This window comes from Rugamonas rubra, assembly GCF_900114705.1.
GTDB lineage: Bacteria > Pseudomonadota > Gammaproteobacteria > Burkholderiales > Burkholderiaceae_D > Rugamonas > Rugamonas rubra.
Genome location: NZ_FOTW01000019.1, coordinates 115914 through 140960 on the forward strand (window position 1 = coordinate 115914; position 25047 = coordinate 140960).

Here is a 25047-nt window from a genome sequence, read left to right on the forward strand (position 1 = left end):
CCGCCGTCCCGCCGCGAGGCCGGCGGCAAGCTTAGTTGGCGCCGCAGGGCTGGATTACTCAAGCCCTTCGGCTGTCAGCGCCCGCTGGACGGCGGGCCGTTGGCGCACCCGCCGATACCAGGCTTGCAGATTGCCCAGCTCGTCGAAATGGATGTCGGCCTTGAAGGTCGACTTCAGCCAGGCGGCCTGGCCCCAGCCGGTCAGCGCGAACAGGTAGGCGTCGGCGACGCTGAAGCTGTCGCCGAGCAGGAATTGGCGGCCGGCCAGCTGCGCGTCGATCCAGGCGAAGCGTTGTTGCAGCTTCGGCTTGGCCGTCTCGACGTACTTGCCGGCCAGGCCGGCATAGAGCAGCGGAATGAAACCCTTATGTATCTCCGAGGTGAGAAAGCTGAGCCACTCCTGCAGGCGGTAGCTTTGCAGCGTGCCGTTGCGCGGCGCCAGGCCGAGTTCCGGCTTCAGGTCGGCCAGGTATTGCAGGATCGCCGGTCCCTCGTGGAAGCGGCTGCCGTCGTCCAGCTCGAGGACGGGGACGTAGCCGAGCGGATTGACGTCGAGGAAGTCGGCACCGTCTTCGGCGCGGTGCGTGCGGTGGTCGACCTTGAGCAGGGTGGCGTCGAGGCCGAGCTCCTTGAGCACGATATGCGGGGCGAGCGAGCAACTGCCCGGGATGTAATACAGTTTCATGCGGGATCTCCAATGGCTGAGGCGGATGCGCCACCGCCGTCGCGGAGGTGGCGACGGCTATTTTATATATCTGGGATAAAAATGTAAGAAGGCAGTAGTTTGTCATGTAGGTACAAAAAATATACCTGCATGCGCCATCTGCTATGCTGTGCGCACGATGAAAAACAATGTGACCGGATGTTCCGTGGAAGAAGCGATGCGCCTGCTGGGGGGGCGTTGGCGCCTGCTGTTGGTGTCCTACCTGGTCGACGGGCCGAAGCGCTTCAACGAGCTGCGCCGCGATGTGCCCGGCATCTCGCAGCGCATGCTGACGCTCGACCTGCGCGCGCTGGAGGACGCCGGCCTGGTCAAGCGCACCGTCTACCCGACCTCGCCCATCAAGGTGGAGTACCAACTCACCGAGGACGGCGCCCGCTTGCGCCCCGTCGTCGATGTGATGCAGGAGTTCGGCATGTGGCTCAAGCAGAGCGGCAAGGCCACCTGAGCAGACTCGTCGATCTCGTCGCTTGATGAGGCAGGGGCTTCACCCGCGCGAACGCGCATCTCCCCCTTTACCGCCTTGGACCGGCGGATAGACCGGAGCCGCAGCCGTGTCCGCCCGGCTCAGGCCCGTCTCGGGTACTGGCTTTGGCGCTCGCCCAGCGCGTCGCGCCGCGCCGCTCGTCGCCGCTGAACTCGCCCTGGTAGGACTGGTCTCGGCGTTGTCGGCTTGGCGGCGGCGGTCGCGATGATGGTTCGACCTGCGCGCGCCACCTGAGTTCCTCGCCGCGCGCGTTTGCGCGTCGCCGGCTTCCCGGTTCAGCATCGGCGCAAGCTGCGGGAGGCAAACGCTGTACGTCCGCAAGCCGACGGCACGAATGGTGACTCGCGACTGGATATGCGTCATACTTGGCGCAATATTGCATTAAGAGTAATGCGCGCTGAACGCTTGGGCCTGAATTCCATGACCGCAAAAGAAGCGGCATATCCCGTCTTTTGAGGATACGCCGTGGCGCCAGAAAAGGCGGCAAAGGGTCAAGCCACGGCGGCCCGGGATATCGATGCTGTTGCCGCATGCGTAGGCTGAGTCCAGTAATTTGTAGACCACACAGGAGCACCAGAATGCAAGTGGAAAGTCGCGTCACCATCGCTGTGCCGCCCGAGAAAATATTCGAGATTTACGCGGATGTCCGCAACTGGAAAACTTGGGACCCGGACACCAAGGAGTCGTCGATCGACGGACCTTTCCAGACTGGGAGCAAAGGCAAGATCACTCCGCCGAAAGGAATCACTGTCCCCATGAATTTCGTTTCGGTGGTTCCCAACAAGTCGTTCACTGTCGAGTCGCAGATTCCATTTTTCCGCATGGTGTTTGAGCACGAGCTTAACGCCACTGCTGCCGGAACCGAAGTCGTCCATAGAGTTACTTTTTCCGGCGCGCTGTCTTTTCTGCTGGGGCGTATCGTCGGCAATCCCTTGCGCACCGGGCTTCCCATCACCTTGGCATCGCTCAAACGGCTGGCGGAGAGTGGCCGGGTGGCCGCCTGAGCGGTCGCACGGGCCTACGTTCCTCGGCAAGCCACGATTCGCGCTTCACTCCAGAAACGACAACGCCAAGCGGCGAGGGTTGGCGTTGCACAAACGATGCTCTTTGCCGACGACAAGCGGAGTACCCCTGAAGGAATGACGATCAGCGCCAAGATAGGCGCACAGACAAGGACGACCGCGCTCGTTGGTGGTGGCGCCCTCGTCACCGGGCGACGCGTTAACTAGGATTGAGGCCGACGGTGTCCCAAGGCGTACAATGGCGGCACTATGAAAAAATGGATGCCGCTGCTCCTCGGGTGTGTCGTGTTTCTTCTGTGTCCGGTGTATGCCGGGGACTTGAACATCGTCTTCATACCGAAGTCGCGTGACCAGGATTTTTGGACCTTCATGCGGCAGGGCGTCGACCGCGCAGTGCGCGAAGTCGGGCAGATCCAGCTGACCTGGCGCGGACCGGCCCATAACGACGACGTCGATTCCCAGATCGAGATCCTGCGCATCTATTCCCGGCCCGGTGTCGACGCCATCATCATCGCCCCGACCGACCGCGGCCGCCTGGCCGGCCCCATCAAACACGCCACGGCGCTGGGCATCAAGGTGGTCGCGGTGGATTCAGCGTTGGACGGCAATGCACACGTCAACTTCATCACCACCAACAATTACGCCGCGGGCAGGCTGGCGGCGCAACACCTGTCCGGCCTGCTGGGCGGGCAGGGCACGGTGGCGCTGCTGCGCACCATTGCGGGCAGTGGATCGACGGACGACCGGGCCAACGGATTTATCGATTACCTGAAGAGGCATGCGCCACGCATCACCATCGTGGCCGACGAGTATGGCGGCGGCACGCGCGGCAAGGCGGCACGCAGCGCCGCGCTGTTGCTGGAAAAACACCCCAATGTCGACGGCATCTTCGCCGTCAATGAATCGACCTGCGACGGTGTGTTGCGGGCGCTGCGGCGAGCGGGGCTGGCCGGCACAAAGAAATTTGTCGGCTTCGACACCACCGATTTTCTGCTGGACGGCTTGAGAAAGCAGGAAATCAACGGCCTAGTGGTGCAGGATCCGCGCCAGATGGGCTATTTGTCCATGAAGGCGGCGGCGGCGGCCGCGCAGGGGACGCCCGTCAAGGAGTCGATCATCTTCACGGACGCGGTGGTGGTCACTCGGAACAACTATCAAAATCCGGAGATTTAAGCGTTGCTGGTCCCGTAGGGCGTATGGCGCGAGACTGGAAATAGACCGGAGGCGAGGACTTCCTATCTTGGAAACAACAACGCAGGTGACGGCGGTCCTTCGCCTGCTGTTCAAGACCAAGGGGAATGGAAATCTGACTGTTAGTGTGTCCTACCGTACCGATCACATTGCATTATCAGCGCATTTTGGAACCTCATTCACGTCATCCTGAGGCCCAAGTGGCGGTCGTCACAGACGGCACCTCAGCTAAAAGAAGGAAATATCATTATGTCGCAACGCGCAGAGTACATCAGCAAAATGGAAACTCAACTGGATAAGTTGAACGAGAAAATGAGCAGTCTGGAATCCGCAGCCCAGGAAGCGAAGGAGGAAGCGCGGCAAACCTACAAGGAGGAGATGGGCAAGTTGCGGGTGAAATCCAAAGGAGCGCTGGCCAAACTTGAGGAACTTAAAGCTTCCACCGAAGATTCATGGGAAACGATGGTCGGCGATATGGAGAAAATGCATGACGCATTTACCCATTCCTTCTTTTCATTCTTCCAGGTTCCGAGCAGCGGGAGCGGCGAAAAATCTGCCAAGGCTGGGCATTCCGATGCTCCCAAGAAGGCCTAAGATTGTCGCGAAAAATCGTGGCGTAATTAGCCCGCAGGTTGGTGATCGCATGGCACTTTGAAACAAAAACGCCAAGCTGTATGGCTTGGCGTTTTGTGTTGGCACTGTTCTTGGTGGCCCGGGGCGGAATCGAACCACCGACACAAGGATTTTCAATCCTCTGCTCTACCAACTGAGCTACCAGGCCAAGGCGCGCAATTATAGCAGAACATCGGGCCGCCGCCCGCCCGCCGCGCCAGCGGCGGCGCCGTTGTGGACGCGTAGCAACGTGGCGCCCCGGGCCGCTGCGCCGCCGCCCGGGGGCGCCGCAGCGGCAGCGAAAGGACTTGATGCCCACGCTTGTCGAGGTGTAATCTCAATTTTCAAGATACTCACCAATCCTCACCCCCATCCCCGCTGTCCTTGGACGCAGTGTCTTCCCCGTGAGCGCCGGACTCGTCCCGTCGCTCGGTGAACGCCAACGCGACTAGATGGGAGCTGAGATGACCATTGCCAAACGCTTATACATCCTGATCATCACCGTGGTGATCGGCCTGGCCGCGCTGGCCGGACTGGGCATGTACCAGATGACCGTGGTGTACGCCGGCGCCAACTACGCCAACGTCAACACCGTGCCCAGCCTGCTGTTGCTGGACGAGGCCTTCGCCGCCACCGCGCAGTTGCGCACGCAGGCCTGGCAATACATGGCGCTGAGCGATCCGGCCAAGCGGGCCGAGATGGCCAAGGCAATGGACGCGGCCCACGCCAAGACCATCGCGGCGTTCGACAAGTACCAGAAGGAGTATCTTTCCAATGCGGTCGACAAGGCCGACCTGGACGCCGACCGCAAGGCGCTGGCGGACTACGATGTCCTGCGCGGCAAGGTGGTGGCGCTGGCCGACGGGGGCAAGGGCGACGAGGCGCGCGACCTGCTGTTGTCGCAGCAGTCGGTGCTGGCCAAGCTGGGTGACGCCTTGGACGCGCACCGCCAGTTCAACGCCGACCTCGGCGCCCAAGGCGCCAGGGACGCCGAGGCGACGCTGGCGCGCGCCAAGCTGCTGTCGAGCGCCATCGCGCTGGCGATCATCGCCGCCGTCGCCGCCATGGGCCTGCTACTGGTCAAGCGCATCGTCGGCGCGCTGATGCAGGCGGTCGGCATCGCCGAGGCGGTGGCCGGCGGCGACCTGACCTGCCACATCGAGGCGCGCGGCAGCGACGAGACGGCCCAGTTGATGCGCGCCTTGAAGCGCATGACCGACAGCCTGGTGCAGATCGTCGGCCAGGTGCGCAGCGGCACCGACACCATCGCCACCGCCTCCGGCCAGATCGCCAGCGGCAACCTCGACCTGTCGTCGCGCACCGAGCAGCAGGCCAGCTCGCTCGAGGAGACCGCCTCGTCGATGGAGGAGCTGACCTCCACCGTCAAGCAGAACGCCGCCAACGCGCGCCAGGCCAGCCAGCTGGCCGTGTCGGCCTCCGACGTGGCGCTGCGCGGCGGCGCCGTGGTGAGCCAGGTGATCGACACGATGGGCTCGATCGACGCCTCGGCCAAGAAGATCGTCGACATCATCGGCGTCATCGACGGCATCGCCTTCCAGACCAACATCCTGGCCTTGAACGCGGCGGTGGAGGCGGCGCGCGCCGGCGAGCAGGGCAGAGGCTTCGCGGTGGTCGCCTCGGAGGTGCGCAACCTGGCGCAGCGCTCGGCGGCGGCGGCCAAGGAGATCAAGACCCTGATCAGCGACTCGGTCGAGCAGGTCGACGCCGGCAGCAAGCTGGTCAACCAGGCCGGCGCGACGATGGACGAGGTGGTCGCCAGCGTGCGCCGGGTGAGCGCCGTGATCGGCGAGATCAGCATGGCCAGCCAGGAGCAGACCTCGGGCATCGAGCAGATCAATCAGGCGGTGACGCAGATGGACACCGTGACCCAGCAGAACGCCGCGCTGGTGGAGGAGGCGGCGGCCGCCGCCGCCTCGCTGCAGGACCAGGCCGGCCTGCTGGCCCAGGTGGTGAGCACCTTCCGCCTGAACCTGGCGGCGGTGCGGCCGGCCTTGCCGGGCCAGCCGCGCGGCAGCGCCGCGCCGGCGCTGATCGGCCGCTGATCGGCCGCTGATCGGCCGCCGAGCGGCGGGCGGCCCGGCCGCGCCCGGCCCTGCGGCCGCGTCGGCCGCGCAGCATCCCAACCACGCCGCCCCCGGCCCGGGGCGGCGTTGTTGTTGGCCGGCGCAGAGTTTCCCTGCCCGGCGGCGCAATGCGCGCCAGCGAACATACCGTCCCTTGGGGCGCGTGGAATAGTGGCCGCACTGGCTTGCTGCTGAGTGGCGGGCCAGTGTCGTCGATCCGGTGGGTGAGTCCATCCGCCGGCAATCGACGCCACCAGCGCACATCAAGGAACCACGCCATGAACGTCCTCAAGGGATACCTACAACAACCCATCCTGTCGTTCGGCCTCGTGCTGGCCATGCTGGTCGCCGGCTGCGGCGGCTCGGACCAGGGACGTGAGCCGATCCTCGGCCTGCCCGCCGCCGAACTGGTGGCGCTGGCCGTCACGCCGGTCAGCGCATCGGTCGCGCAGGGCCTGAGCCAGCAGTTCGTCGCCACCGCCACCTACGCCGACCGTTCGACCCAGGATGTCAGCGCGACGGCGCAGTGGAGTTCGGCCGCGCCGGCCACCGCCAGCGTCAACGCCGCCAGCGGCCTGGCGCTAGGCCTGGCCGGCGGCAGCGCCGCGATCAGCGCCAACTTCGGCGGCAAGAGCGCGGCGGCGACGCTGACCGTGCTGCCGCCGGCCCTGCTGTCGCTGGCGCTGGCACCGGCCAACCCGGCCATCGCCATCGGCGCCGCGCAGCAGTTCACCGTGCTCGGCAAATACAGCGACGGCAGCAGCCGCGACCTCGGCGCCAACGCCAGCTTCGCCTCGGCCAGCCCGCTGGTCGCCAGCATCGGCGCGGCCAACGGCCTGGCCGTCGGCCTGACCGCCGGCGCTAGCGTCGTCAGCGTCAGCGCCGGCGGCCTTGCCGCCAGCACCACGCTGACCGTCAACTCGGCGGCGCTGCTGTCGATCGCCCTGACGCCGCAGAACCCCGTGCTGCAACTGGGCGCCACGCGCCAGCTCGCCGTCACCGCCAGCTACGCCGACGGCAGCTCGGCCGACGTCAGCAACGCCAGCGTCTTCAGTGCCGCCAACCCGGCCGTCGCCAGTAGCAGCGCCGGCGGCTTGGTGGCCGGCGTCGCCGTCGGCAGCGGCCAGGTCAGCGCCAGCTTCGGCGGCCAGAGCGCCAGCACCACCGTCACCGTCGCCAACGTCACGCTGAGCAGCATCGCCGTGACCCCGGCCACGGCCAGCGTGGTGGTCGGCGCCGGCCAGCAGTTCGTCGCCACCGCCACCTACTCGGACAACTCGACGGCGATCATCAGCAACACCGCCGTCTGGAGCTCGAACGCCCCGCTGGTCGGCAGCGTCAACGGCAGCGGCACGGCCAGCGGCGTCGCCGTCGGCAGCGCCACCATCAGCGCCAGCGCCGCCGGCAAGTCGGGCAGCGCGCTGCTGACCGTCGGCGCCACGCCGCCGCCGCCGGCGACCTCGCTGAACCTGGGCCGCGCCGCCAGCTTCGCCGTGTTGGCCGGCACTTCGATCACCAACAACTCGGGCGGCACCACGCTGGTCTCCGGCGACGTCGGCTCGCCGTCGCAAACGGTCGATCCGACCCAGGCCGCCGGCTACACCAACTACAAGTCCGGCGCTATCCTGAGCGGCGCGCTGGCCGACCTGCAGGTCGCCATCAGCGACGCCAACGGCCGCACTTGCGACGTCAGCTTCGCCGGCGGCATCGACCTGGGCGGCCTGACGCTGCCGCCGGGCGTCTACTGCTACGCCGGCGCGATCAACATCACCGGCACGCTGACGCTGAACGGCCCCGGCGTCTACATCTTCCGCAGCGCCTTGACGCTGGACGCCACCGCCAACGCCATCGTTGCGCTGAACAACGGCGCCACGGCGGCCGACGTGAACTGGCTGCCGGTCGGTCCGACCACGCTGGGCGCCAACGCCGTCTTCAAGGGCAACGTGCTGGGCCAGGCCGCCGCCATCACCGTCGGCGACAACACCACGCTGCTCAACGGCCGCGTGCTGAGCGCCGCCGCCGTCACGCTGCGCAACAACCAGATCGCCAAGTAACGCCCACCCAGACAGGACACCACATGAACTCCGTAAAAACCATCCTCACCCTGGGCGCCTTGGCGGCCGCCATGCTGGCCGCCGGCGCGGTCCGCGCCGAGGACACCTTCATCAACCCCGAGTGGGCCAACAGCGCCTGGTACATCGGCGCCGGCGTCGGCCAGTCGCGCGCCAGCATCGACCAGGAGCGCCTGGCGCGCAGCCTGGCCGCGCACGGCGCCACCGTCACCTCGTTCAGCACCGACGAGCGCGACACCGGCTACAAGCTGCTGCTCGGCCGCCAGTTGAACCGCTACCTGGCGGTGGAGGGCGGCTACTTCGACCACGGCAAGTTCAGCTTCCATTCGACCACCAGCGGCGGCGGCGTGCTCGACGGCGAGGCCAGCTTCCGTGGCATGAACCTCGACCTGCTCGGCCAGCTGCCGCTGTCCGAGCGCTGGTCGCTGCTGGGCCGGGCCGGCATGCAGTACGCCCGCAGCAGCACGCGCTTCGGCGGCAACCGCCTGCTGGCGGTGAGCGATCCCGAGTCGAGCGAGCGCAAGCTCGGCGCCAAGCTCGGCGTCGGCCTCGAGTACAGGTTCAGCGAGGCGCTGGCGCTGCGCGGCGAGGCCGAGCGCCACCGCGTCAACGACGCGGTCGGCAACCGCGGCGACGTCGACCTGTATTCGCTCAGCCTGGTCTACAAGCTGGGCCGGCCGAGCAGCGCGGCGCCGCGCGCCTATGTGGCGGAGGCGGCGCCGGCCGCTCCGGCGCCCGTGCCGGTGCCGCTGGTGGTGGCGCCGCAAGTGGCCGCCGCGCCGGCGCCGACCGCCGAGAAGGTCACCCTGGCCGCCGACGCGCTGTTCGACTTCGACCGCGCCGTCGTCAAACCGGACGGCAAGGCGGCGCTCGACGCGCTGCTGGCCAAGCAGCAGGGCGTCACCGTCGAGGTGATGGTCAGCGTCGGCCACACCGACTCGGTCGGCGCCGCCGAGTACAACCAGCGCCTGTCGCAGCGCCGCGCCGAGGCGGTCAAGGCCTACCTGGTGTCGACCGGGCTGGACCCGGCGCGCATCTACACCGAGGGCAAGGGCGAGACGCAGCCGGCGGCCGACAACCGCAGCGCCGCCGGCCGCGCGCAGAACCGCCGCGTCACCGTCGAAGTGGTCGGCACGCGCAGCGTCGCCAAGTAGTTCCCGCCGCCGCGTCGGTTCCGCCGCGGCGGCGGCCGGCTCAGGCGGCCTGAACCGCCGACGCCCGCGCCGGCCCGTCCGCCAGCCTGGCCAGCAGGTCCTCCAGCGGCATGGCGCGGCCGTACAAATATCCCTGTAAGCAAGCGCAGCCGTTGGCCGTCAAAAAATCGGCCTGCGCCTGCGTCTCCACGCCCTCGGCCACCACGCGCAGGCCGAGGTGGCGCGCCATCGCCAGGATCGCCTGGACGATGGCCTTGTCGCTGGCGTCGTCCGGCGTGTCGCGCACGAAGCTGCGGTCGATCTTCAGCTCGTACAGCGGCATCTTCTTCAGGTAGGCCAGGCTGGAATAGCCGGTGCCGAAATCGTCGATGGAAAAGCGCAGGCCCATCGCCGCCAGCTCGTGCATGCGGGCGATGGTCTCGTCGAGCTTCTCGATCAGCAGGCCCTCGGTCACCTCGAGGATCAGCAGCGCGGCCGGCGCGCCGCTGGCGGCCAGGGTGCGCCGCACCTGCGCCACGAAGTCGTCCTGGCGGAACTGGCTGGGGCTGACGTTGACCGACAGCGGCAGCGGCCGCCCGGCCGCCTGCAGCCGCAGCACGGCGGCGCAGGCCTGCTGCAGCGCCCACAGGCCGAGCTGGCGGATCAGGCCGCACTCCTCGGCCACCGGGATGAACACCGCCGGCGCCACCATGCTGCCGTCGGCGCGGCGCCAGCGCATCAACAGCTCGGCGCCGACCACCGCGCCGGCGCGCTCGACCTGCGGCTGCAGGTGCATGCTGAGCTCGCCGCCGGCCAGGGCGGCGGCCAGGTCGCGCTCCATGCCCAGCCTTTGCTCGACGTCGGCCTGCATGGCCTCCTCGAAGAAGGCGATGCCGTTGCGCCCGTCCGCCTTGGCGCGGTACATCGCCGTGTCGGCCTCGCGCAGCAGGTCCTGCGCCGTCTGGCCCCGTTGCGGCAGCAGCGTCACGCCGATGCTGGCGCTGGACTGGTAGGACTGGCCCTCGATCTCGACGCAGTCGGCGATGGCGCGGCGGATCTTTTCGGCCACCAGCAGCGCGGCGTGGCTGGCGCCGGCGACGTCCGGCGCCAGGTGGGCCAGCAGCACGACGAACTCGTCGCCGCCGATGCGCGCCACCGTGTCGGCCTTGCGCATCAGGCCGCCCAGGCGCGCGGCGGTGTTGCGCAGCAGGGCGTCGCCGGTGGCGTGGCCGCGCGCGTCGTTGATGTATTTGAAGTGGTCGAGGTCGATGAACATCACCGCGCTGACGCTGCCGCCGCGCTGCGAGCTGGCCAGCAGCTTGTCGAGCCGGTCCATCAGCAGGCGCCGGTTGGGCAGGCCGGTCAGCACGTCGTAGAAGGCGAGCCGGTGGATGTCGTCCTCGGAGCGCTTGCGCTCGGTGATGTCGCGCTCGACGGCGACCCAGTGGGTGTTGTTGCCGCCCTCGTCGGCGAAGGGCACCAGCTCGGTCTCGACCCAGTAGGCCTCGCCGGCCTTGGTGTAGTTGAGCAGCTCGGCGCGCACCGCCTCGTTGCGCGCCACCGCCGCGCCGATGCGCGCCAGCGTCTCGGCCTCGGTGCCGGGCCCGCGCAGCAGGCGCAGGCCGCGCCCCAGCACCTCGTCGCGGCGGTAACCGTTGCGCCGCTCGAAGGCCTGGTTGACGAAGATGATGCGCTGGCCGCTGTCGCTGTCGCTGTCGCTGTCGCTGTCGCTGCCGCTGCCGCTGCCGCTGCCGCCGGCGGCGTCGACCTCGGCGATCAGCACCATGTCGTTGAGGCGCGCCACGGCGGCCGAGGTCAGGCGCAATTCGGCGTTGAGGGTCTGCAGCCGCGCCTGGCCCAGCTCGAGCGACAGCGTGCTGGCGCGCAGCTGCTCGAGCGAGCGCGCCAGGTGCTGCAGCAGCACGGCGCAGGACAGCGTCAGCACGGCGCCGATGAAGAGGAAGTTGAGGGTGACGATGGCCGACTTGAGCAAGGCGTAGTCGGGCACGCCGTCGAAGTGCAGGCGGCCGTTGGCCTCGTAGCCGAGCAGCATCACCGCCAGCGCGGCGGCGGCCAGCGACCACAGCGCCGGACGCAGGCCCAGCAGCAGCGCCGCCAGCAGCGGGATGGCCATCAAGTAGATCTGGCTGACCGGGCCGATCTTGAGCAGCAGCACCACGCCGACCAGGTAGGCGACGGCGAGGAAGTTGAGCACCCGGCTGCGGTAGGACAGGCTGGTCCAGCGCCAGATGGTGGCGATCCAGCCCAGCGCGACGACGTCGCAGACGACGATCGCCCACATGCCCTCGTTGGCCGCCAGCAGGGCGCTGGGCACCGCCGTGGCCAGGCCCAGCACCAGGATGGCCAGCAGCAGGCGGGCGAAGATTTGTGCCCGCCAGTGGGCGATATCGTTCGGCGCAGCCACAGGGTCGACCTCCGTGAGCGGAATGCATGGTTGTACGAATGATATTGCCGGGCCGGGGGCGCCCGTCGCCGGGCTGGGCCGTTCGATTGGATGGTACCCGCAAACGCCGGCGCTGTCACCGGCCGGCGCCGCGCGGCGCGCCGTTGTGGCGCCGGCTGTGGTTTCGCCGTCGCCGGCGCCGTCGGCGGCCTACTGGAAGGCGGCCATCAGGTCGATGAAGTCGGTCAGGCTGCGGCCGAAGTGGCGCTTCCAGATCTGGTTGGGCGCCGAGTCGGGCCGGCGCCGGCCGTCGTCGAAGAACCGCTGGGCGGCCTTTTGCAGGTCCTTGTCGTCCTTGCGGAAGCCCCAGCCGATCAGGTCGGTGGGGCCGACCGGGAAGGCCACGCTGGCGTGCTTGAGCTGGTGGGCGCCGGCCCAGAGGGCGATGTCGGCGTCGATCAGGATGAAGTCGACGGCGCCGGCGTCGACGGCGGTGAACAGCGCCGGCGACAGCAGATACTCGATCCGCGCCGGGTTGGCGGCGAAGGCGCCGCGGTTCTGCTGCTCGACCCAGTTCAGCGCCGCCGTGTCGCGGTTGACGCCGGCCAGCTTGCCGGCCAGGTCGGCCACGCCCTTGACCTGCGCCGCCTTGCGGCGCGCCACGATGGCCATCAGCCGGCTGGGGAACAGGATGACGAAGTCGAGCTTCTTCAGGCGCCATTCGTTCTGCACCAGGTTGGCCGGGTAGAGGTCGCACTTGCCCGAGGCCAGCGCCTGCGGCGTGTAGCTGGCCTCGCGCACGGTGCGGCCGTCCTGGTTGAAGAACTGCTCGTCCCAGTAGAGCCGCTCGAACCTCGGCTTGACCTGGCGGCCGAGGGTGTTGGCGAAGGCGCCGGTCAGCTCGGCGACGGTGCCGCTGGCCTTGCAGTTGTGCCGGCAGCCGGCCGGCTCGAACACGGCCGAGGCGGGATGGTCCGAGGCGATGCAGACGCGCAGCTCGCCGCTGCGGCGGATCTCGGCCAGCGAGCGGGCCTGCGCCGTCGCCGCCAGCAGCAGCGCCAGCAGCAGCGCCAATCTCGGCGGCCATGCCCGGCCGGCGCCGGCGCCGGCCGGGCGGCGCGCGCTCACGCCGGCACCCGGCCGGCCGGCTGCGCCGGGCCGGCCGCGCCGGCCGGGGCTGCCGATGCGGCGGCCGCCACGGCCTTCTCGGCGGCCTTCTCGGCGCCGTCCGGGCCGCCCTCCAGCTCGACGCGGTCGCGTCCGCCCGCCTTGCTGCGGTACAGCGCGCGGTCGGCGCGGGCGATCATCTGCGCCAGCGTGTCGCCCGGCGCCACGCTGGTCACGCCGAAGCTGCAGGTCTTGCCGCCGCCGACGCGGAAGAGGTGGCCGGCGATCTGCTCGCGCAGCTTCCCGGCCAGCAGGGCGGCGCCGTCCAGTTCGGTGTCGCGGCACACCAGCAGGAACTCCTCGCCGCCCCAGCGGCCGACCACGTCGAGCGCCCGCGTGCCCGTGGCCAGCAGGTCGGCCATCTCGGCCAGCACGATGTCGCCGGCCTGGTGGCCGAAGGTGTCGTTGACGCGCTTGAAGTGGTCGACGTCGAGCAGCACCAGGGCGAACGGGGTGCCGCAGCGCTGGTAGCGCTTGATCTCGTCGTCGAGCACCTGGTCCAGCCGCAGGCGGTTGCACAGGCCGGTCAGGCGGTCGGTGATCGACAGGCGGTCGAGTTCGCGGTTCTTCTCCTGCAGCTGCTCGCCGAACGCCTGCTGCGCCAGCAACGCCTGCTGCAGCTGGCCGGTGCGCTCCTGCACCTTGCGCTCGAGCGACTGGTTCAGCTCCTGGGTCTGGGCGTCCTGGGTGGTGAGCAGCTGGTTCTGGTTCTCGATCAGGGCGATCTTGTCGTGGATCGCCGCCTGCAGGCGGGCGAAGCTGTGGGCCAGCCGGCCCAGCTCGTCGTGGCGGTCGAGGCCGTCGAGCTTGGGCATCCGGCCGCTCGGCGTGGCGGCGTCGACCTCGCCGGCGTGGTAGCGCGCCAGCTGCTCGGCCTTCAACGTCAGTGTCAGGATCGGCCCGGTCAGGCGGCCGGCGAAGTAGATCGCGCAGCAGACGCCGAACAGCAGGGCCAGCAGGCCGAGCGCGGCCGACAGCGCGACCAGCCGCAGCACGGAGGCGCGGATGTCGTCGCGCGAGGCGACGCCGACGATGGCGAAGGGCGTGCCGTCGAGGTGCTGGCGGCGGAACACGATCGAGCCGTAGCGCTCGGGGATGTCGCTCCAGCTGCGCCAGGCGGCGCTGGCCTGGCGGAAGTCGCCGCGCTCGCTGCCGCCCAGGTCGGGCTGGGCCGGCAGCACCACCTTGCCCGACAGGTCGCTGGCGGCGATCGAGATGAAGCCGCTGTGGCCGATGCGGATCTGGCCGAAGAGTTTTTGCTGGATCTGCGCGAAGTCGAGCAGCAGCACCACGCTGGCGCCGGGCAGCGGCCGGCCGTCCTTGAACACCGGGCGCTTGAGCAGCAGCACCTGCTGCGACGGGCCGGCGCGCAGGCGGCGCAGGTCGAGCACGCTGGCGCCGCGCGCCGGCAGGCGGGCGATCAGCGCCAGCCCGGCGGCCACGCCGTTGCCGTCGCGGCTGAACTCGAAGCGCTGGTCGTCGCTGTAGAGCACCTGCTGGTCCTGGATCAGGAACACCTGGCTCAGCCACGGCTCCTGGGCGCGGATCTTGCCGAAGAAGTTGTGCAGGTTGGGCACGAAGATGCCGGCCACCTCGGGGTCGCCGAACATGGCGTCGACCAGCGGATGGACGGCCCACTGGTCGAGCGCGCTCTCGCGCACCTCGATGAAGTTGCCCAGCAGGGCGGCGCTCTGGCCCAGGCTCTGCGCCAGTTGCGCGTCCGACTCCTGGCGCAGGCTGCTGGCGCCCAGCAGCGCCATCACGCACGTCAGCAGGCACACCACGGCGACGACGATGGCGCCGGTCATGGCGATCAGTCTGGCGCGGATGGAGTGCTTCAGGATGTGGCGGATGGCAACAATCATCGTGTGCGGAGTCGGTTGAAACGCCTGCGGGCTTGGGGCGGGCGGATGTTGTGTATTGGGTAATGATGGTACCGACATTGTCCGGCGCGGTCCAGCGCTGCGCCACCGCCCGGTCGGTCTGACGACCTTGGCAATTGATTTGCCAAAATTACAGGCTATTTTACCCCACGCAAGGATCGGTGCCGAGATGAAAGTAATGCATGCACTTCTGCGGCGCCCCGGGGGGAGACGGAAAAACGCGCCGGGCGGTGGGCCGGGCGCGTTGCGCCGGCATGGCCGGCGGGCTGGTTCGGGGGACGGGCGCGCCAGCGCGGCCGCGCGGCGCGTTGCCGGCCCGGGCCGCTGGCCCGGGCCGGCCGCTCAACCCAGCAGCTTGAGCAGGGCGGCGGCGGCCGCCTCCGACGAGGCCGGGTTCTGCCCGGTGACCAGCAGGCCGTCGGTCTGCACGTAGGACTGCCAGTCGGCCGCCTTCGAGTAGACCCCGCCCTTTTCCTTGAGCATGTCCTCGACCAGGAAGGGCACCACGGCGCTCAGGCCGACGGCGTCCTCCTCGCTGTTGGTGAAGCCGGTGACGCGCTTGCCGCGCACCAGCGGCGTGCCGTCGGCCGCCTTGGCGTGGCGCAGCACGCCGGGCGCGTGGCACACCGCCGCCACCGGCTTGCCGGCGGCCAGCATCGCCTCGATCAGGGCGATGCTGGCGCGGTCCTCGGCCAGGTCCCACAGCGGGCCGTGGCCGCCCGGGTAGAACACGGCGTCGAAGTCGGCCGCCGCGACGTCGGCCAGCTTGCCGGTGGAGGCCAGCGCGGCCTGCGCGGCCGGGTCGGCCTTGAAGCGGGCGGTGGCGGCGGTCTGCGACTCGGGCGCGTCGCTCTTCGGATCGAGCGGCGGCTGGCCGCCCAGCGGCGACACCAGCGTCAGCTTGGCGCCGGCGTCCTGCAGCGTGTAGTAGGGCGCGGCGAACTCCTCCAGCCAGAAGCCGGTTTTGTGGCCGGTGTCGCCCAGTTGGTCGTGCGAGGTGAGTACCATCAAGATGTTCATGTCGATTCCTGTCGTGTGCGTGCGGCGCGGGCGCCGCTGGAGTGGCGGCCGCCGTGGCGCCCGCCATTGAAGGTGCTGCGGCCTACAGCGCCGCCTCGAGGATGACGCGGCTGCGCGCCAGGTCGATGTCGCGGTGCTCGCCCAGGCTGGTCATGCCGTGCTCGGCCAGCTGGGCCAGCACCGCCTCGACCGCCTCCTGGCCCAGCTGGTAGCCGGACAGGCGGGTGGCGATGCCGACGCTCTCGAAGAAGCCGCGGGTGGCGGCGATGGCGGCGTCGACGCGCTCGTCCTCGCTGCCGCTGTCCTTGGCTATGCCCCAGACGCGCTCACCGTATTGCAACAGCTTGGCGCGTTTCGTGTCGCGCTGCACGTTGAGCAGCGCCGGCAGCACGATGGCCAGGGTGCGCGCGTGGTCGATGTCGTACAGCGCCGTCAGCTCGTGGCCGATCATGTGGGTGGCCCAGTCCTGCGGCACGCCGGCGCCGATCAGGCCGTTCAGGGCCAGCGTCGCCGTCCACATCAGGTTGGCGCGGGTGTCGTAGTCGTCCGGCGCGGCCAGCGCCTGCGGGGCGATCTCGACCAAGGTCTGCAGCAGGCCCTCGGCGAAGCGGTCCTGCGCCAGCGCCTGCACCGGATAGGTCAGGTACTGCTCGACGGTGTGGACGAAGGCGTCGACCAGGCCGTTGGCGATCTGCTTGGCCGGCAGGGTGAAGGTCTTGCTCGGGTCGAGCACGGAGAACTTGGGGAACAGCAGCGCGCTGCGGAAGGGCAGCTTGGCGTGCGTCGCCTTCAGCGTGACGACGGCGCCGTTGTTCATTTCCGAGCCGGTGGCCGGCAGCGTCAGCACGGCGCCGAAGGGCAGCGCCTGCTTGACCTTGGCGCCGCCGCTCTGGGCGATCTCCCACGGCTCGCCGTCGTACAGCGCGGCGGCGGCGACGAATTTGGTGCCGTCGATGACCGAGCCGCCGCCGACGGCCAGCAGGAAGTCGAGCTTCTCGGCGCGCACCTTGGCCACGGCGCCCATCAGCGTCTCGTAGCTGGGGTTCGGCTCGATGCCGCCGAACTCCTGCACCACACGGCCGCCCAGCGCGGCGCGCACCTCGGCCAGGGTGCCGGTCTTCTCGGCGCTGGCGCCGCCGAACAGGATCAGCACGCGGGCCGTTTCCGGCACCAGCTTGGCCAGCTTGGCCACGGTGTTGGCGCCGAAGACGATCTTGGTGGGGTTGTGGAATTCAAAATTCTGCATGTTGCGCTCCTAAATTAGACTGGTCGTCTAGTGTGCGGGTGGAAGAAACGCGCTGGCGACGGGCCGGCGCGGCAGTTCGGTGCTTCGGTTTGCTGCTGTCTTGCGTGTTTCGGTTGCCGCTGTTCGTTGCCGCTGTCAGTTGGCCGCCGTGGCCGGCAGCCGCAGGATCGCCAGCGTGGCCCGCAAGGCGCCGTCCAGCGCGCTCGGCTCGCGCCGCAGCTTGGTCAGCATGGCCGCGCCCAGCCAAAGTTGGTACAGGGTCAGCGCGGTGTGCGCCGGTTCGGCGATGTCGCGCAGCGAGCCGTCGGCCAGCGCCTGTTCGATGCACACGGCGAGCCGGGCGACGATCTGGTTGGTGCCGCGCAGCAGGGCCACGCGCATCGCCTCGGACATGTCGGCCACTTCGCTGCTCAGCTTGACCACCAGGCAGCGGCAGTCGTTGCAGCTTTCCTGCTCCGGCCCGGTCCAGCTGCGCCAGTAGGCCATCAAGCGCTCGGCCGAGTTCAGGCCGGGCTGGCCCAGCAGCACCTCCATGTGGGCCAGGTACTCGGCCATGTAGTTTTCCAGCAGCGCCTCGCCGAACAGCTCCTTCGACTTGAAGTAGTGGTAGAAGGAGCCCTTGGGCACGCCGGCCGTCGTCAGGATCTCGTTCAGGCCCACGCCGGCAAAGCCCTTGCCGGTGATGATGGACTTGCCCGTGTCGAGGATGTGCTGGCGGACGTCGTGGTGTTCAGTGTTCATGGATTGCATCATACAGCAAAAATAGACCAGTCGTCTAGTTGGCGATGCGATGGGATAACGGGACCGTAAGCAGGATCAAATTGTCCGGACTTAGGCCTTGGTAAGATGGGGATTGTGTATGTCGCTGGCCCAGAAAAAAGTAAAGGCGAGGAGACCTCGCCTTGTACCTTGCTTGTTGCTGACCCTGTGCAGCGCAGGGGGAGAGGTCTCACACGACATAAATTCCGTGGCATCGATGGTGTTCCGCCGCTAGCTATGGTCCCCCGGGACAGCTAGTTTTGCGCTCTTCATCGACAATGATAGCGTCTCTGATTGTGGTTGCCGAATTTGTTTGCATGCTTTTGACGAATCTGCTCGTATGGAAGTATGCCGGCCAGCGCCGCCGCCACGGCCAGTGTTGCGGCCGATATTCCATGCGACGTTGGGGGCCGGACAGTAAAACTGAGGATTGAGCCATGGCGCAAGGAATATTGACGGGGCACAGCATCAAGATGGCCCTATTGCCAGCCGATCACACTTACGTCACCAGTAGTGCGGGCCATGTTTGGCCTTGCTTTGGCCGCAGCGGCGGTGGCGCGCAGATTTGCAGCGGGGTTGGAAATGTAGATAGAGCGGATTGTTTATCCAACCCGGAGTGCCGCGCCGGGATCGTCTATGGCGTGACAGGAGTATGCCATCAGACCGCCAATAGGATACTTTACCCTTCTGGCCAAACGGTCTCTGCGGCGCGCGGGTATCGGTGGTCGATTTTCACCTACGGAACCTATGGGACGGATTCTGTAACCCTTGTAAATTACTCCCCGACGCACCATCCCTGGCCGGAGCTCGTCGCGTGCTTCGGGCACTCCCACCCATGAAGTTGGAGTATATTAAATGAGGACCTTGGAGATTTTCGATCTGCGGATTGCTGCCATACATGGGCTTGGCGGCGAAGGAGGCAATGCTATGGACGTGCGGCATGAAGAATTCATGGCGATGGCAGACGCCTATCTTGGACCGCGTTTTGACCGAGAAAAGTTGGCACAAGTGGAATCCTTGCAGCTCGCTTTGCGTGAGGCTCAGGCCAGCTTGTACCGGGAGTTGGATTCCCGCGAAATCGAACGCGATCGCTACGTGGACGAAGTAAACAAGGTCCACGTAGCGATCGCGCTGCAATGCGAGGCGATTCTCGGGCCGTCGGATTTCGTCAAGCTGTTCGGCATGACACCTTCGGAAATCGGCGGTCACCTCGACCGCGAACTATTCCTCGCCCAAGTCTAGGTTCACCGCGTCTTGAAAAACGCCGGCCCGCGCCGCCGTCACAGCGCCTTGCTGCACATGCGGAAGTCCGGGTCCTCCTCGTAGGACTCGATGTGGAAGCCCAGGCTGGCCATCAGCTTGAGCATGCCGCTGTTCTTGACCAGCACCAGGCCGTCGATCTGGCTCAGGCCCTTGTCGCGCGCCACGTCCATGATCGCCAGCATCAGCCGCGTGCCCAGGCCCTGGCCGCTGAAGCGGTCGTCCACCACCAGCGAGAACTCGCAGCTGCTGCGGTCCGGGTTGGCGATGTAGCGCGACACGCCGATGATGTGGGACGTCTCGACGAAGTCGCCGTCCGGCCCCGGCGCGCGCACCGTCTGCAGCGCCACCAGCGCCATCTCGCGGTCGTAGTCGATCAGCGTGTAGCGCGCCAGCATCGGCACCGACAGCTCGCGCAGCGAGGAGGCGAAGCGGTAGTAGCGCGACTTCTCCGACAGGCCGCGCACGAAGTCCTGCAGCATGCAGGCGTCGTCCGGCTGCACCGGGCGCAGCGTGTACTGGCCGCCGCCGCGCATCGGCCAGTCCTGCGTGTAGTTCGACGGGTAGGGCAGGATCGCCAGGTGGTCGTACACGTCGGCCGAGGGCGGCGCCGCGTCGATCACGATGCGGGCGTCGACCACCAGCGCGCCGTGCTCGTCGACGATCAAGGGGTTGATGTCCATCTCGCGCAGCTGCGGCAGGCCGCACACCATCTCCGACACGCGCAGCAGCATGTGCTCGACCGCCTCGCGGTGCGCCGGCGGCGCGCCGCGCCACTCGCCCAGCGTGTCGGCCGAGCGCACCCGGCCGATCAGGCGCTGCGCCAGGAACAGGTTGAGCGGCGGCAGCTCGATGGCGCGGTCGTTGATCAACTCGATCATGGTGCCGCCGGCGCCGAAGCTGATGGCCGGGCCGAACAGGTGGTCGGTGACGACGCCGATGTAGAGCTCGCGGCCGTTGCGCTTGCCGGCCATCCTCTGGATCGTCACGCCGTTGATGCGCGCCTCCGGCTCGAGCCGGCGCACGGTGGCCATCATGTCGGCGTAGACGTCGCGCACGGCGGCGGCGTTGAGCACGTTGAGCACCACGCCCTGCACGTCGGACTTGTGCGAGATGTCGGGCGAGTCGATCTTCAGCGCCACCGGGTAGCCCAGCTGGCTGGCGATCAGGATCGCCTCGTTGGCGCTGCGCGCCAGGATGGTCTGGGTGATCGGGATGTGGAAGGCCGCCAGCAGCGCCTTCGACTCCATCTCGGTGAGCACCTTGCGCCGCTCGGCCAGCACGCTCTCGATCAGCAGGCGGGCGCCGTCCAGGTCGGGCTGGGCCAGCTGCGACAGCGGCGGCGGGGTCTGGTGCAGCAGCTGCTGGTTCTGGTAGAACGAGGCGATGTTGCTGAAGCCGTCGACCGCCGCCTCCGGCGTGCGGAAGGTGGCCAGGCCGGCGCCGTTGATGATGCGGCGCGCCTCGCCGACCCTCTCGTCGCCCATCCAGCAGGTCAGCAGCGGCTTGCCCAGGCCGGCGTTGAGGGCGCTGACCGCCTCGGCCACGGCGGCCGGGTCGCCGCCCAGCTTGGGCGAGTAGATCACCAGGATGCCGTCGATCTGGGCGTCGCGGGCGCAGGCCTGGATGGCGGCGCAGAAGTGCTCCGGGCCGGCCTCCTCGGACAGGTCGAGCAGGTTGGCCAGGGTGGCCTGGGCCGGCAGCAGCGGCGCCAGCGCCTGCGCGCCGGCCTCGGACAGGTGGGCCAGTTGCAGGCCCAGCTCGCCGATCCAGTCGGCCGCCAGCACGCCGGGGCCGCCGCCGTTGGTGACGATGGCCAGCCGCGGGCCGACCGGGCGGTAGCGCGAGGCCAGGCATTTGGCGGCCGAGAACAGCTGCACGAAGGACTTCACGCGCACCGCGCCGGTGCGGCGCAGCGCGGCGTCGAACACCTCGTCGCTGGCGACGATGGCGCCGGAGTGGGTCAGCGCGGCCTGCGAGGAGGCCGCCGCGTTGCCGCCCTTGAGCACCACCACCGGCTTGGTGTTGGCGGCGCCGCGCAGCGCCGACATGAAGCGGCGCGCGTCGGTCAGCCCCTCCATGTAGATGACGATGCTCTGCGTGGCCGGGTCGGTGGCGAGGAAGTCCAGCGTCTGCGCCAGGTCGACCGCCGTGTTGGGACCGAGCGAGACGACGGTGGAGAAGCCCACCGCGTTCTTGCTGCCCCAGTCGAGGATGGCGCTGGTCAGGGCGCCCGACTGCGAGATCAGCGCCAGGCTGCCCGGTTGGGCCAGCGGGCCGGCCACGCTGGCGTTGATGTTCAGGCGCGGCCGCTGGTAGCCCAGGCAGTTCGGTCCGAGCAGGTGGATGTCGTGCTTGCGGGCGATGGCGTGCAGCTCCCTGGCCAGCGCCGCCGGCACGCCGGCCGAGATGACCAGCGCGGCGCGGCACTGGATGCGGCCGGCCACCTCCAGCGCGAAGGCCAGCTCCTCGTTGGGCAGGGCGATGATGGCCAGGTCGGCGCGCGACTGCGCCAGGTCGGCCAGGGTGCCGCTCATGCCGACGTCGAGGAAGGTCACCGGGCCGGCGAAGCCGCCCTGTTCCAGCTGGGCGCGGATGCTGCGGCCGTAGCCGGTCTGGCCGTCGGGCGCGTCGGCCTTGCCGGCGAAGACCACCATCGACTTGGGGGAGAACAGGGGGCTGAGGTAGTGGGTTTCCATCGTCGTATCGCTTAAAAAAATGTGGGCCGGGGAGGCGGCTGGATGCTAGTCGTCCAGTCCCAGCAAAACCTTGACGTGGGCGGCGGCGCTGCGCGCCAGCGAGGACAGCTCGTAGCCGCCCTCCAGGCAGGAGACGATGCGGCCCTGGCAGTGGCGCTGGGCGACGGCGACGATCTGCTTGGTGAGCCAGGCGTAGTCGGCCTCGACCAGGCCGAGGTTGCCCATGTCGTCGTCGCGGTGGCCGTCGAAGCCGGCCGAGACGACGATCAGCTGCGGCCGGAAGCGCTCCAGCGCCGGCAGCCACTGCGCGCTGACGGCGGCGCGCATCACGTCGCCGCCGGAGCGGGCCGGCAGCGCCACGTTGAGCATGTTCGGACCGCGCGGCTGGTTGCCGCAGAAGGGGTAGATCTTGTCCTCGAAGATGGAGCACATCAGCACGCGCTCGTCGCCGTGCAGGATGTCCTCGCTGCCGTTGCCGTGGTGGACGTCGAAGTCGACCAGCGCGACCCGCTCCAGGCCGTGCACGTTGAGGGCGTGGCGGATGCCGACGGCGACGTTGTTGAAGAAGCAGAAGCCGCCGGCGGCGTTGTGCTCGGCGTGGTGGCCGGGCGGGCGCACGTTGCAGAAGGCGCTGCCGGCGCCCTTGCCCAGCACCAGGTCGACCGCCAGCACGGCGGCGCCGGCGGCGCGCAGGGCCGCCCGGTAGGTGTGCGGGTTCATGCTGGTGTCGGGGTCGACCTGCACCGAGCCGTCGACCGGCGAGAGGGCGGCCATGGTGTGGATGTGCAGGAGGGAATGGGCCTGGGCCAGTTGCTTCTCGCTCGCCAGCGGGGCGTCGAAGGGCTGCATGAAGTCGAGCAGGCCCTTGATCAGCAACATGTCGTTGATCGCGCCGATGCGCTCGGGCGACTCGGGGTGTTGCTCGCCCATGGTGTGTTTCAGGCAGTCGGGGTGGGAGATATAGGCTGGCAGCATCGTGGGGCGGGACCGGTGGGGGTTGCGTTGCGGGCACACGCGGCGCCGGGCCGGCCGTGGTCGTGGGTGAAACCAATATAGCGTGTTTCAGTGTAGTGAGATAGATCAAATAATTCGTTGATCCAAATCAAAAAAGCCATCCTGCTTGCGCGGGATGGCTTTCGGGGCGGAGGCGCCGGCCTGCGGCCGGCGCCGGGGTGTTACGCCGCCTTGTTTTTGTTGGCGCGGCGACGCGCCAGGCCCAGCACGCCCATGCCCAGCAGCAGCATGCCGTAGGTTTCCGGTTCTGGCACCGGCGCGGCGGCGGTGTACTCGTAGACCACTTTGACGTCGCCGGCGGCGGCGGTGTTGAACTGGGTGATCAGGTTGCCCGAGCCGGAGCCGGTGGAGGCGCCGTCGGCCCGCAGGTTCAGGTCGATGTTGCCGCCGCCGGCCGCCGAGAACGCCGCGAAGTCGTTGGCGCTGAACGAGGTGAAGGCGTTCGAGCCGCTGTTCGACACTTGGCCGGTGGAGGCGCCGGAGGTGCCGGCGAAGTCGATGCCGCCGTCGAAGGCGCTGAAGTTGTAGCCGGTCGAGAACACCGGATTAGCCACCACCAGGGTCGAACCGTCCGGGCGTTGCAGCGTCAGCAGCGAACCCAGGGTCAGCGTGACGTTGCTGGCGGCGCTGTCCAGGCTCTCGGCGCGGCCGCTGCCGGCGACGGTGCCGTTCAGTTCGAACTTGATCGAGGTCAGCGTGCCGAGCTTGGTGTCGAACTTGCCGAACGACAGGGTGTCGCTCCAGTTGGTGGTGGTCAGCGCCTTGGCGGCGTTGAACTCGACGACGCTGGCTTGTGCCGACACGGCGCCGAACAAACCTGCCAGAAGCAAGGCTGCGGTGATTTTTTTCATAAAAACTCCAATTAAGCTGATAAATGCACGAACTAAATGCGCCGACCGGAAACGCGTCGGCAAGGTGAGACTTATTATATTGCATACATTCATTAAGAGCAACTTAATTGTCTTGGAAATAATTTTGTTACTTTCTCTTTGTTATTGATCAACGCAACCGCTGTTCGTTGTTGTCGCGCCGCCACGCGGCGCGGCGCCCTCCCGCTCGAAGCGCGACGGCGTCGGCAGCAGCGCCGCCAGTGTGGCGCCGATGCGCAGCAGCTCGGGCGCGTCGGCGGCGGCGTCGTCGCTGGTGTCGTTGATGCAGAAGAAGGGCAGCGCGCCGAAGCGCGCCGCCAGCGCGTCGAACTGCGCGGCGGCGTCGGCGTCGCCGCTGCACACATACAGCGAGTCGGCCCGGCGCAGCACGGCCAGGCCGGTCTGCAGCATCCAGCGCGGCACCAGGTCGGGCAGCAGCGGCGGCACCGCCCAGGAGCGGAACACCGTGCTGCGCACCTGGGCGAACAACTCCGCCGCCTCGCCCTCCAGGCGGCGCAGCGCGCTGGTCAGCATTGGTCGCGGCGAGTGGGCGAAGATGCGGGCAACGTGGCGGTAGCCCGGGTCGCGTTGTGTCAGCCAGCGGCGCGACAGCAGCGAGGCGTTGACCAGCGCGCTCTCGTGCGCCTGCGGGCCGTCGTAGTCGGGCAGCGTGGCCTCCTCCTTGTAGACGGCCACGCCGGCGTCGCCGAACCACAAGGCCGGGTCGAAGGGGGCGCCGAGGAAGACGTCGTCGTTCAGGTACAGGAAGCGCTCGGCCAGGCCGGGGATGTGGTGCAGATACGACTCGATGTGGCCGGAGTCGAACACCGGCAGCGCCGCAGGCGGCAGCAGCGTGCGGTGGTCGACCAGGCTCAGGCCGGGGCCGGGCCGCAGCCAGGCCGGGCACTGGCCGTCGGTGACGATGTAGACGTGGCCGTGGCCGGTGAAGAAGCGCTGCAGCGCGCGCAGGTTGTAGCGCAGCTCGCCGTTGTCGCGGTAGCGGCCCTGCACGTCGCCGTGGCGCGCCGGCAGCGCGCTGCCGTCGGCGCGCGCCAGGGCGGCGCGGCGCCGCTCCTGCCAGCGCGGATCGCTGCCGTCGACCCACAGGTAGACGATGTCGATGGCGTCGGCGGGCGGCGGCAGGGGGGCGCGCGCGGCGCGCGGCGGGGCGGGTGGGCGGATCGGCATGGTCTGGGCGGGCGCCGGCGGCGACAAGGGCTGGGACGCGCAGTCTAGTCCAGATGGCGCCGGATAGATAGCGGGCCGCCGCCCCGGCGGCCAAGCATGCCCTGGACGCGGATCTGCCGAGCGAGTTTGTTCGCCCGGGTACGCGCTGGTGCATGCCACTATTCCGCCAGGTGCCGTCCCGTTCCATTGTGCCCGGGGCGCAGGCGGTGCGCGCGGC

General features: G+C 68.5%; 19 protein-coding genes and 1 tRNA gene. 8 read left to right on the forward strand and 12 right to left on the reverse strand.

The features are described 5' to 3' along the window. Positions 1 to 54: 54 nt before the first annotated feature. Complete coding sequence (gene gstA, locus BM252_RS19830) at positions 55 to 684, reverse strand: glutathione transferase GstA (RefSeq protein WP_093389407.1); 630 nt, start codon at positions 682 to 684, stop codon at positions 55 to 57. Between the two features lie 157 nt (positions 685 to 841). Between gstA and BM252_RS19835 the strand changes: the two genes are divergently transcribed. The 4 genes from BM252_RS19835 (at position 842) to BM252_RS19850 (ending at position 4014) form a co-directional block, all read left to right on the forward strand. Then, positions 842 to 1168, forward strand: coding sequence for a winged helix-turn-helix transcriptional regulator (locus BM252_RS19835; RefSeq protein WP_093389408.1), 327 nt, complete (start codon positions 842 to 844; stop codon positions 1166 to 1168). 617 nt (positions 1169 to 1785) lie between these two features. After that, on the forward strand, positions 1786 to 2211 hold the full coding sequence (locus BM252_RS19840; protein WP_093389409.1) for an SRPBCC family protein: 426 nt from the start codon (positions 1786 to 1788) through the stop codon (positions 2209 to 2211). A gap of 267 nt (positions 2212 to 2478) precedes the next feature. Continuing rightward, positions 2479 to 3402 (forward strand): ABC transporter substrate-binding protein, encoded by a 924-nt coding sequence (locus tag BM252_RS19845; RefSeq protein ID WP_245774349.1) that lies wholly within the window; start codon positions 2479 to 2481, stop codon positions 3400 to 3402. 267 nt (positions 3403 to 3669) lie between these two features. Next, a complete protein-coding gene (locus BM252_RS19850; RefSeq protein ID WP_093389411.1) occupies positions 3670 to 4014 on the forward strand; it encodes a sll1863 family stress response protein in 345 nt (114 codons plus the stop codon). Between the two features lie 111 nt (positions 4015 to 4125). On the opposite strand, the gene BM252_RS19855 is transcribed toward BM252_RS19850, so the two are convergent. Next, positions 4126 to 4201, reverse strand: a tRNA-Phe gene (locus tag BM252_RS19855). A gap of 295 nt (positions 4202 to 4496) precedes the next feature. On the opposite strand from BM252_RS19855, the gene BM252_RS32020 reads away from it, so the two are divergent. The 3 genes from BM252_RS32020 to BM252_RS19870 all read left to right on the forward strand — a co-directional run bounded on the left by BM252_RS32020 (position 4497) and on the right by BM252_RS19870 (position 9342). Then, positions 4497 to 6095, forward strand: a complete 1599-nt coding sequence (locus BM252_RS32020) for a methyl-accepting chemotaxis protein (protein ID WP_093389412.1) — start codon at positions 4497 to 4499, stop codon at positions 6093 to 6095. 299 nt (positions 6096 to 6394) lie between these two features. Next, a complete protein-coding gene (locus tag BM252_RS19865; protein ID WP_245774350.1) occupies positions 6395 to 8170 on the forward strand; it encodes an ice-binding family protein in 1776 nt (591 codons plus the stop codon). A gap of 23 nt (positions 8171 to 8193) precedes the next feature. Next, complete coding sequence (locus tag BM252_RS19870; RefSeq protein ID WP_245774351.1) at positions 8194 to 9342, forward strand: OmpA family protein; 1149 nt, start codon at positions 8194 to 8196, stop codon at positions 9340 to 9342. A gap of 40 nt (positions 9343 to 9382) precedes the next feature. On the opposite strand, the gene BM252_RS19875 is transcribed toward BM252_RS19870, so the two are convergent. From BM252_RS19875 to BM252_RS19900, 6 genes are all read right to left on the reverse strand, one after another. Then, entirely contained in the window at positions 9383 to 11746 is a 2364-nt protein-coding gene (locus tag BM252_RS19875) for a putative bifunctional diguanylate cyclase/phosphodiesterase (RefSeq protein ID WP_093389414.1), read from the reverse strand. Positions 11747 to 11935: 189 nt separating this feature from the next. Further along, positions 11936 to 12853, reverse strand: coding sequence for a transglycosylase SLT domain-containing protein (locus BM252_RS19880; protein ID WP_174900592.1), 918 nt, complete (start codon positions 12851 to 12853; stop codon positions 11936 to 11938). Then, entirely contained in the window at positions 12850 to 14757 is a 1908-nt protein-coding gene (locus BM252_RS19885; RefSeq protein WP_174900593.1) for a GGDEF domain-containing protein, read from the reverse strand. Before BM252_RS19885 ends, BM252_RS19880 begins: the two co-directional genes overlap by 4 nt. Positions 14758 to 15117: 360 nt before the next feature. After that, the gene (locus BM252_RS19890; protein ID WP_093389417.1) at positions 15118 to 15795 is read right to left on the reverse strand and encodes a type 1 glutamine amidotransferase domain-containing protein; all 678 of its coding nucleotides are present in this window, start codon (positions 15793 to 15795) and stop codon (positions 15118 to 15120) included. An 82-nt stretch (positions 15796 to 15877) separates the two neighbouring features. Next, a complete protein-coding gene (locus BM252_RS19895; protein WP_093389418.1) occupies positions 15878 to 17041 on the reverse strand; it encodes an iron-containing alcohol dehydrogenase in 1164 nt (387 codons plus the stop codon). Between the two features lie 135 nt (positions 17042 to 17176). Then, on the reverse strand, positions 17177 to 17782 hold the full coding sequence (locus BM252_RS19900) for a TetR/AcrR family transcriptional regulator (RefSeq protein WP_093389419.1): 606 nt from the start codon (positions 17780 to 17782) through the stop codon (positions 17177 to 17179). An 882-nt stretch (positions 17783 to 18664) separates the two neighbouring features. Here BM252_RS19900 and BM252_RS19905 point away from each other — a divergent pair. After that, positions 18665 to 19042: a hypothetical protein gene (locus BM252_RS19905; protein WP_139236635.1), complete on the forward strand. Its 378-nt coding sequence runs from the start codon at positions 18665 to 18667 to the stop codon at positions 19040 to 19042. Positions 19043 to 19080: 38 nt separating this feature from the next. Here the strand turns inward: BM252_RS19905 and BM252_RS19910 are convergent, their stop codons facing one another. From BM252_RS19910 to BM252_RS19925, 4 genes are all read right to left on the reverse strand, one after another. Continuing rightward, the gene (locus BM252_RS19910) at positions 19081 to 21759 is read right to left on the reverse strand and encodes a bifunctional acetate--CoA ligase family protein/GNAT family N-acetyltransferase (RefSeq protein WP_093389421.1); all 2679 of its coding nucleotides are present in this window, start codon (positions 21757 to 21759) and stop codon (positions 19081 to 19083) included. A 45-nt stretch (positions 21760 to 21804) separates the two neighbouring features. Continuing rightward, positions 21805 to 22734 (reverse strand): histone deacetylase family protein, encoded by a 930-nt coding sequence (locus BM252_RS19915; RefSeq protein ID WP_093389422.1) that lies wholly within the window; start codon positions 22732 to 22734, stop codon positions 21805 to 21807. Positions 22735 to 22934: 200 nt separating this feature from the next. Continuing rightward, on the reverse strand, positions 22935 to 23624 hold the full coding sequence (locus BM252_RS30340) for a choice-of-anchor E domain-containing protein (protein WP_174900594.1): 690 nt from the start codon (positions 23622 to 23624) through the stop codon (positions 22935 to 22937). A gap of 141 nt (positions 23625 to 23765) precedes the next feature. Then, positions 23766 to 24830 carry a stealth family protein gene (locus BM252_RS19925; RefSeq protein WP_093389458.1) on the reverse strand — a complete coding sequence of 355 codons (1065 nt, stop codon included), beginning with the start codon at positions 24828 to 24830 and terminating at the stop codon, positions 23766 to 23768. Between the last annotated feature and the right edge of the window lie 217 nt (positions 24831 to 25047).

Coding starts and splice junctions, on each gene's coding strand:
- BM252_RS19850 (WP_093389411.1), top strand. CDS start 3,670: ATGTCGCAACGCGCAGAGTACATCAGCAAAATGGAAACTCAACTGGAT.
- BM252_RS19895 (WP_093389418.1), bottom strand. CDS start 17,041: ATGCAGAATTTTGAATTCCACAACCCCACCAAGATCGTCTTCGGCGCC.
- BM252_RS19840 (WP_093389409.1), top strand. CDS start 1,786: ATGCAAGTGGAAAGTCGCGTCACCATCGCTGTGCCGCCCGAGAAAATA.
- BM252_RS30340 (WP_174900594.1), bottom strand. CDS start 23,624: ATGAAAAAAATCACCGCAGCCTTGCTTCTGGCAGGTTTGTTCGGCGCC.
- BM252_RS19845 (WP_245774349.1), top strand. CDS start 2,479: ATGAAAAAATGGATGCCGCTGCTCCTCGGGTGTGTCGTGTTTCTTCTG.
- gstA (WP_093389407.1), bottom strand. CDS start 684: ATGAAACTGTATTACATCCCGGGCAGTTGCTCGCTCGCCCCGCATATC.
- BM252_RS19870 (WP_245774351.1), top strand. CDS start 8,194: ATGAACTCCGTAAAAACCATCCTCACCCTGGGCGCCTTGGCGGCCGCC.
- BM252_RS19890 (WP_093389417.1), bottom strand. CDS start 15,795: ATGAACATCTTGATGGTACTCACCTCGCACGACCAACTGGGCGACACC.
- BM252_RS32020 (WP_093389412.1), top strand. CDS start 4,497: ATGACCATTGCCAAACGCTTATACATCCTGATCATCACCGTGGTGATC.
- BM252_RS19910 (WP_093389421.1), bottom strand. CDS start 21,759: ATGGAAACCCACTACCTCAGCCCCCTGTTCTCCCCCAAGTCGATGGTG.
- BM252_RS19900 (WP_093389419.1), bottom strand. CDS start 17,782: ATGAACACTGAACACCACGACGTCCGCCAGCACATCCTCGACACGGGC.
- BM252_RS19925 (WP_093389458.1), bottom strand. CDS start 24,830: ATGCCGATCCGCCCACCCGCCCCGCCGCGCGCCGCGCGCGCCCCCCTG.
- BM252_RS19885 (WP_174900593.1), bottom strand. CDS start 14,757: ATGATTGTTGCCATCCGCCACATCCTGAAGCACTCCATCCGCGCCAGA.
- BM252_RS19915 (WP_093389422.1), bottom strand. CDS start 22,734: ATGCTGCCAGCCTATATCTCCCACCCCGACTGCCTGAAACACACCATG.
- BM252_RS19865 (WP_245774350.1), top strand. CDS start 6,395: ATGAACGTCCTCAAGGGATACCTACAACAACCCATCCTGTCGTTCGGC.
- BM252_RS19835 (WP_093389408.1), top strand. CDS start 842: ATGAAAAACAATGTGACCGGATGTTCCGTGGAAGAAGCGATGCGCCTG.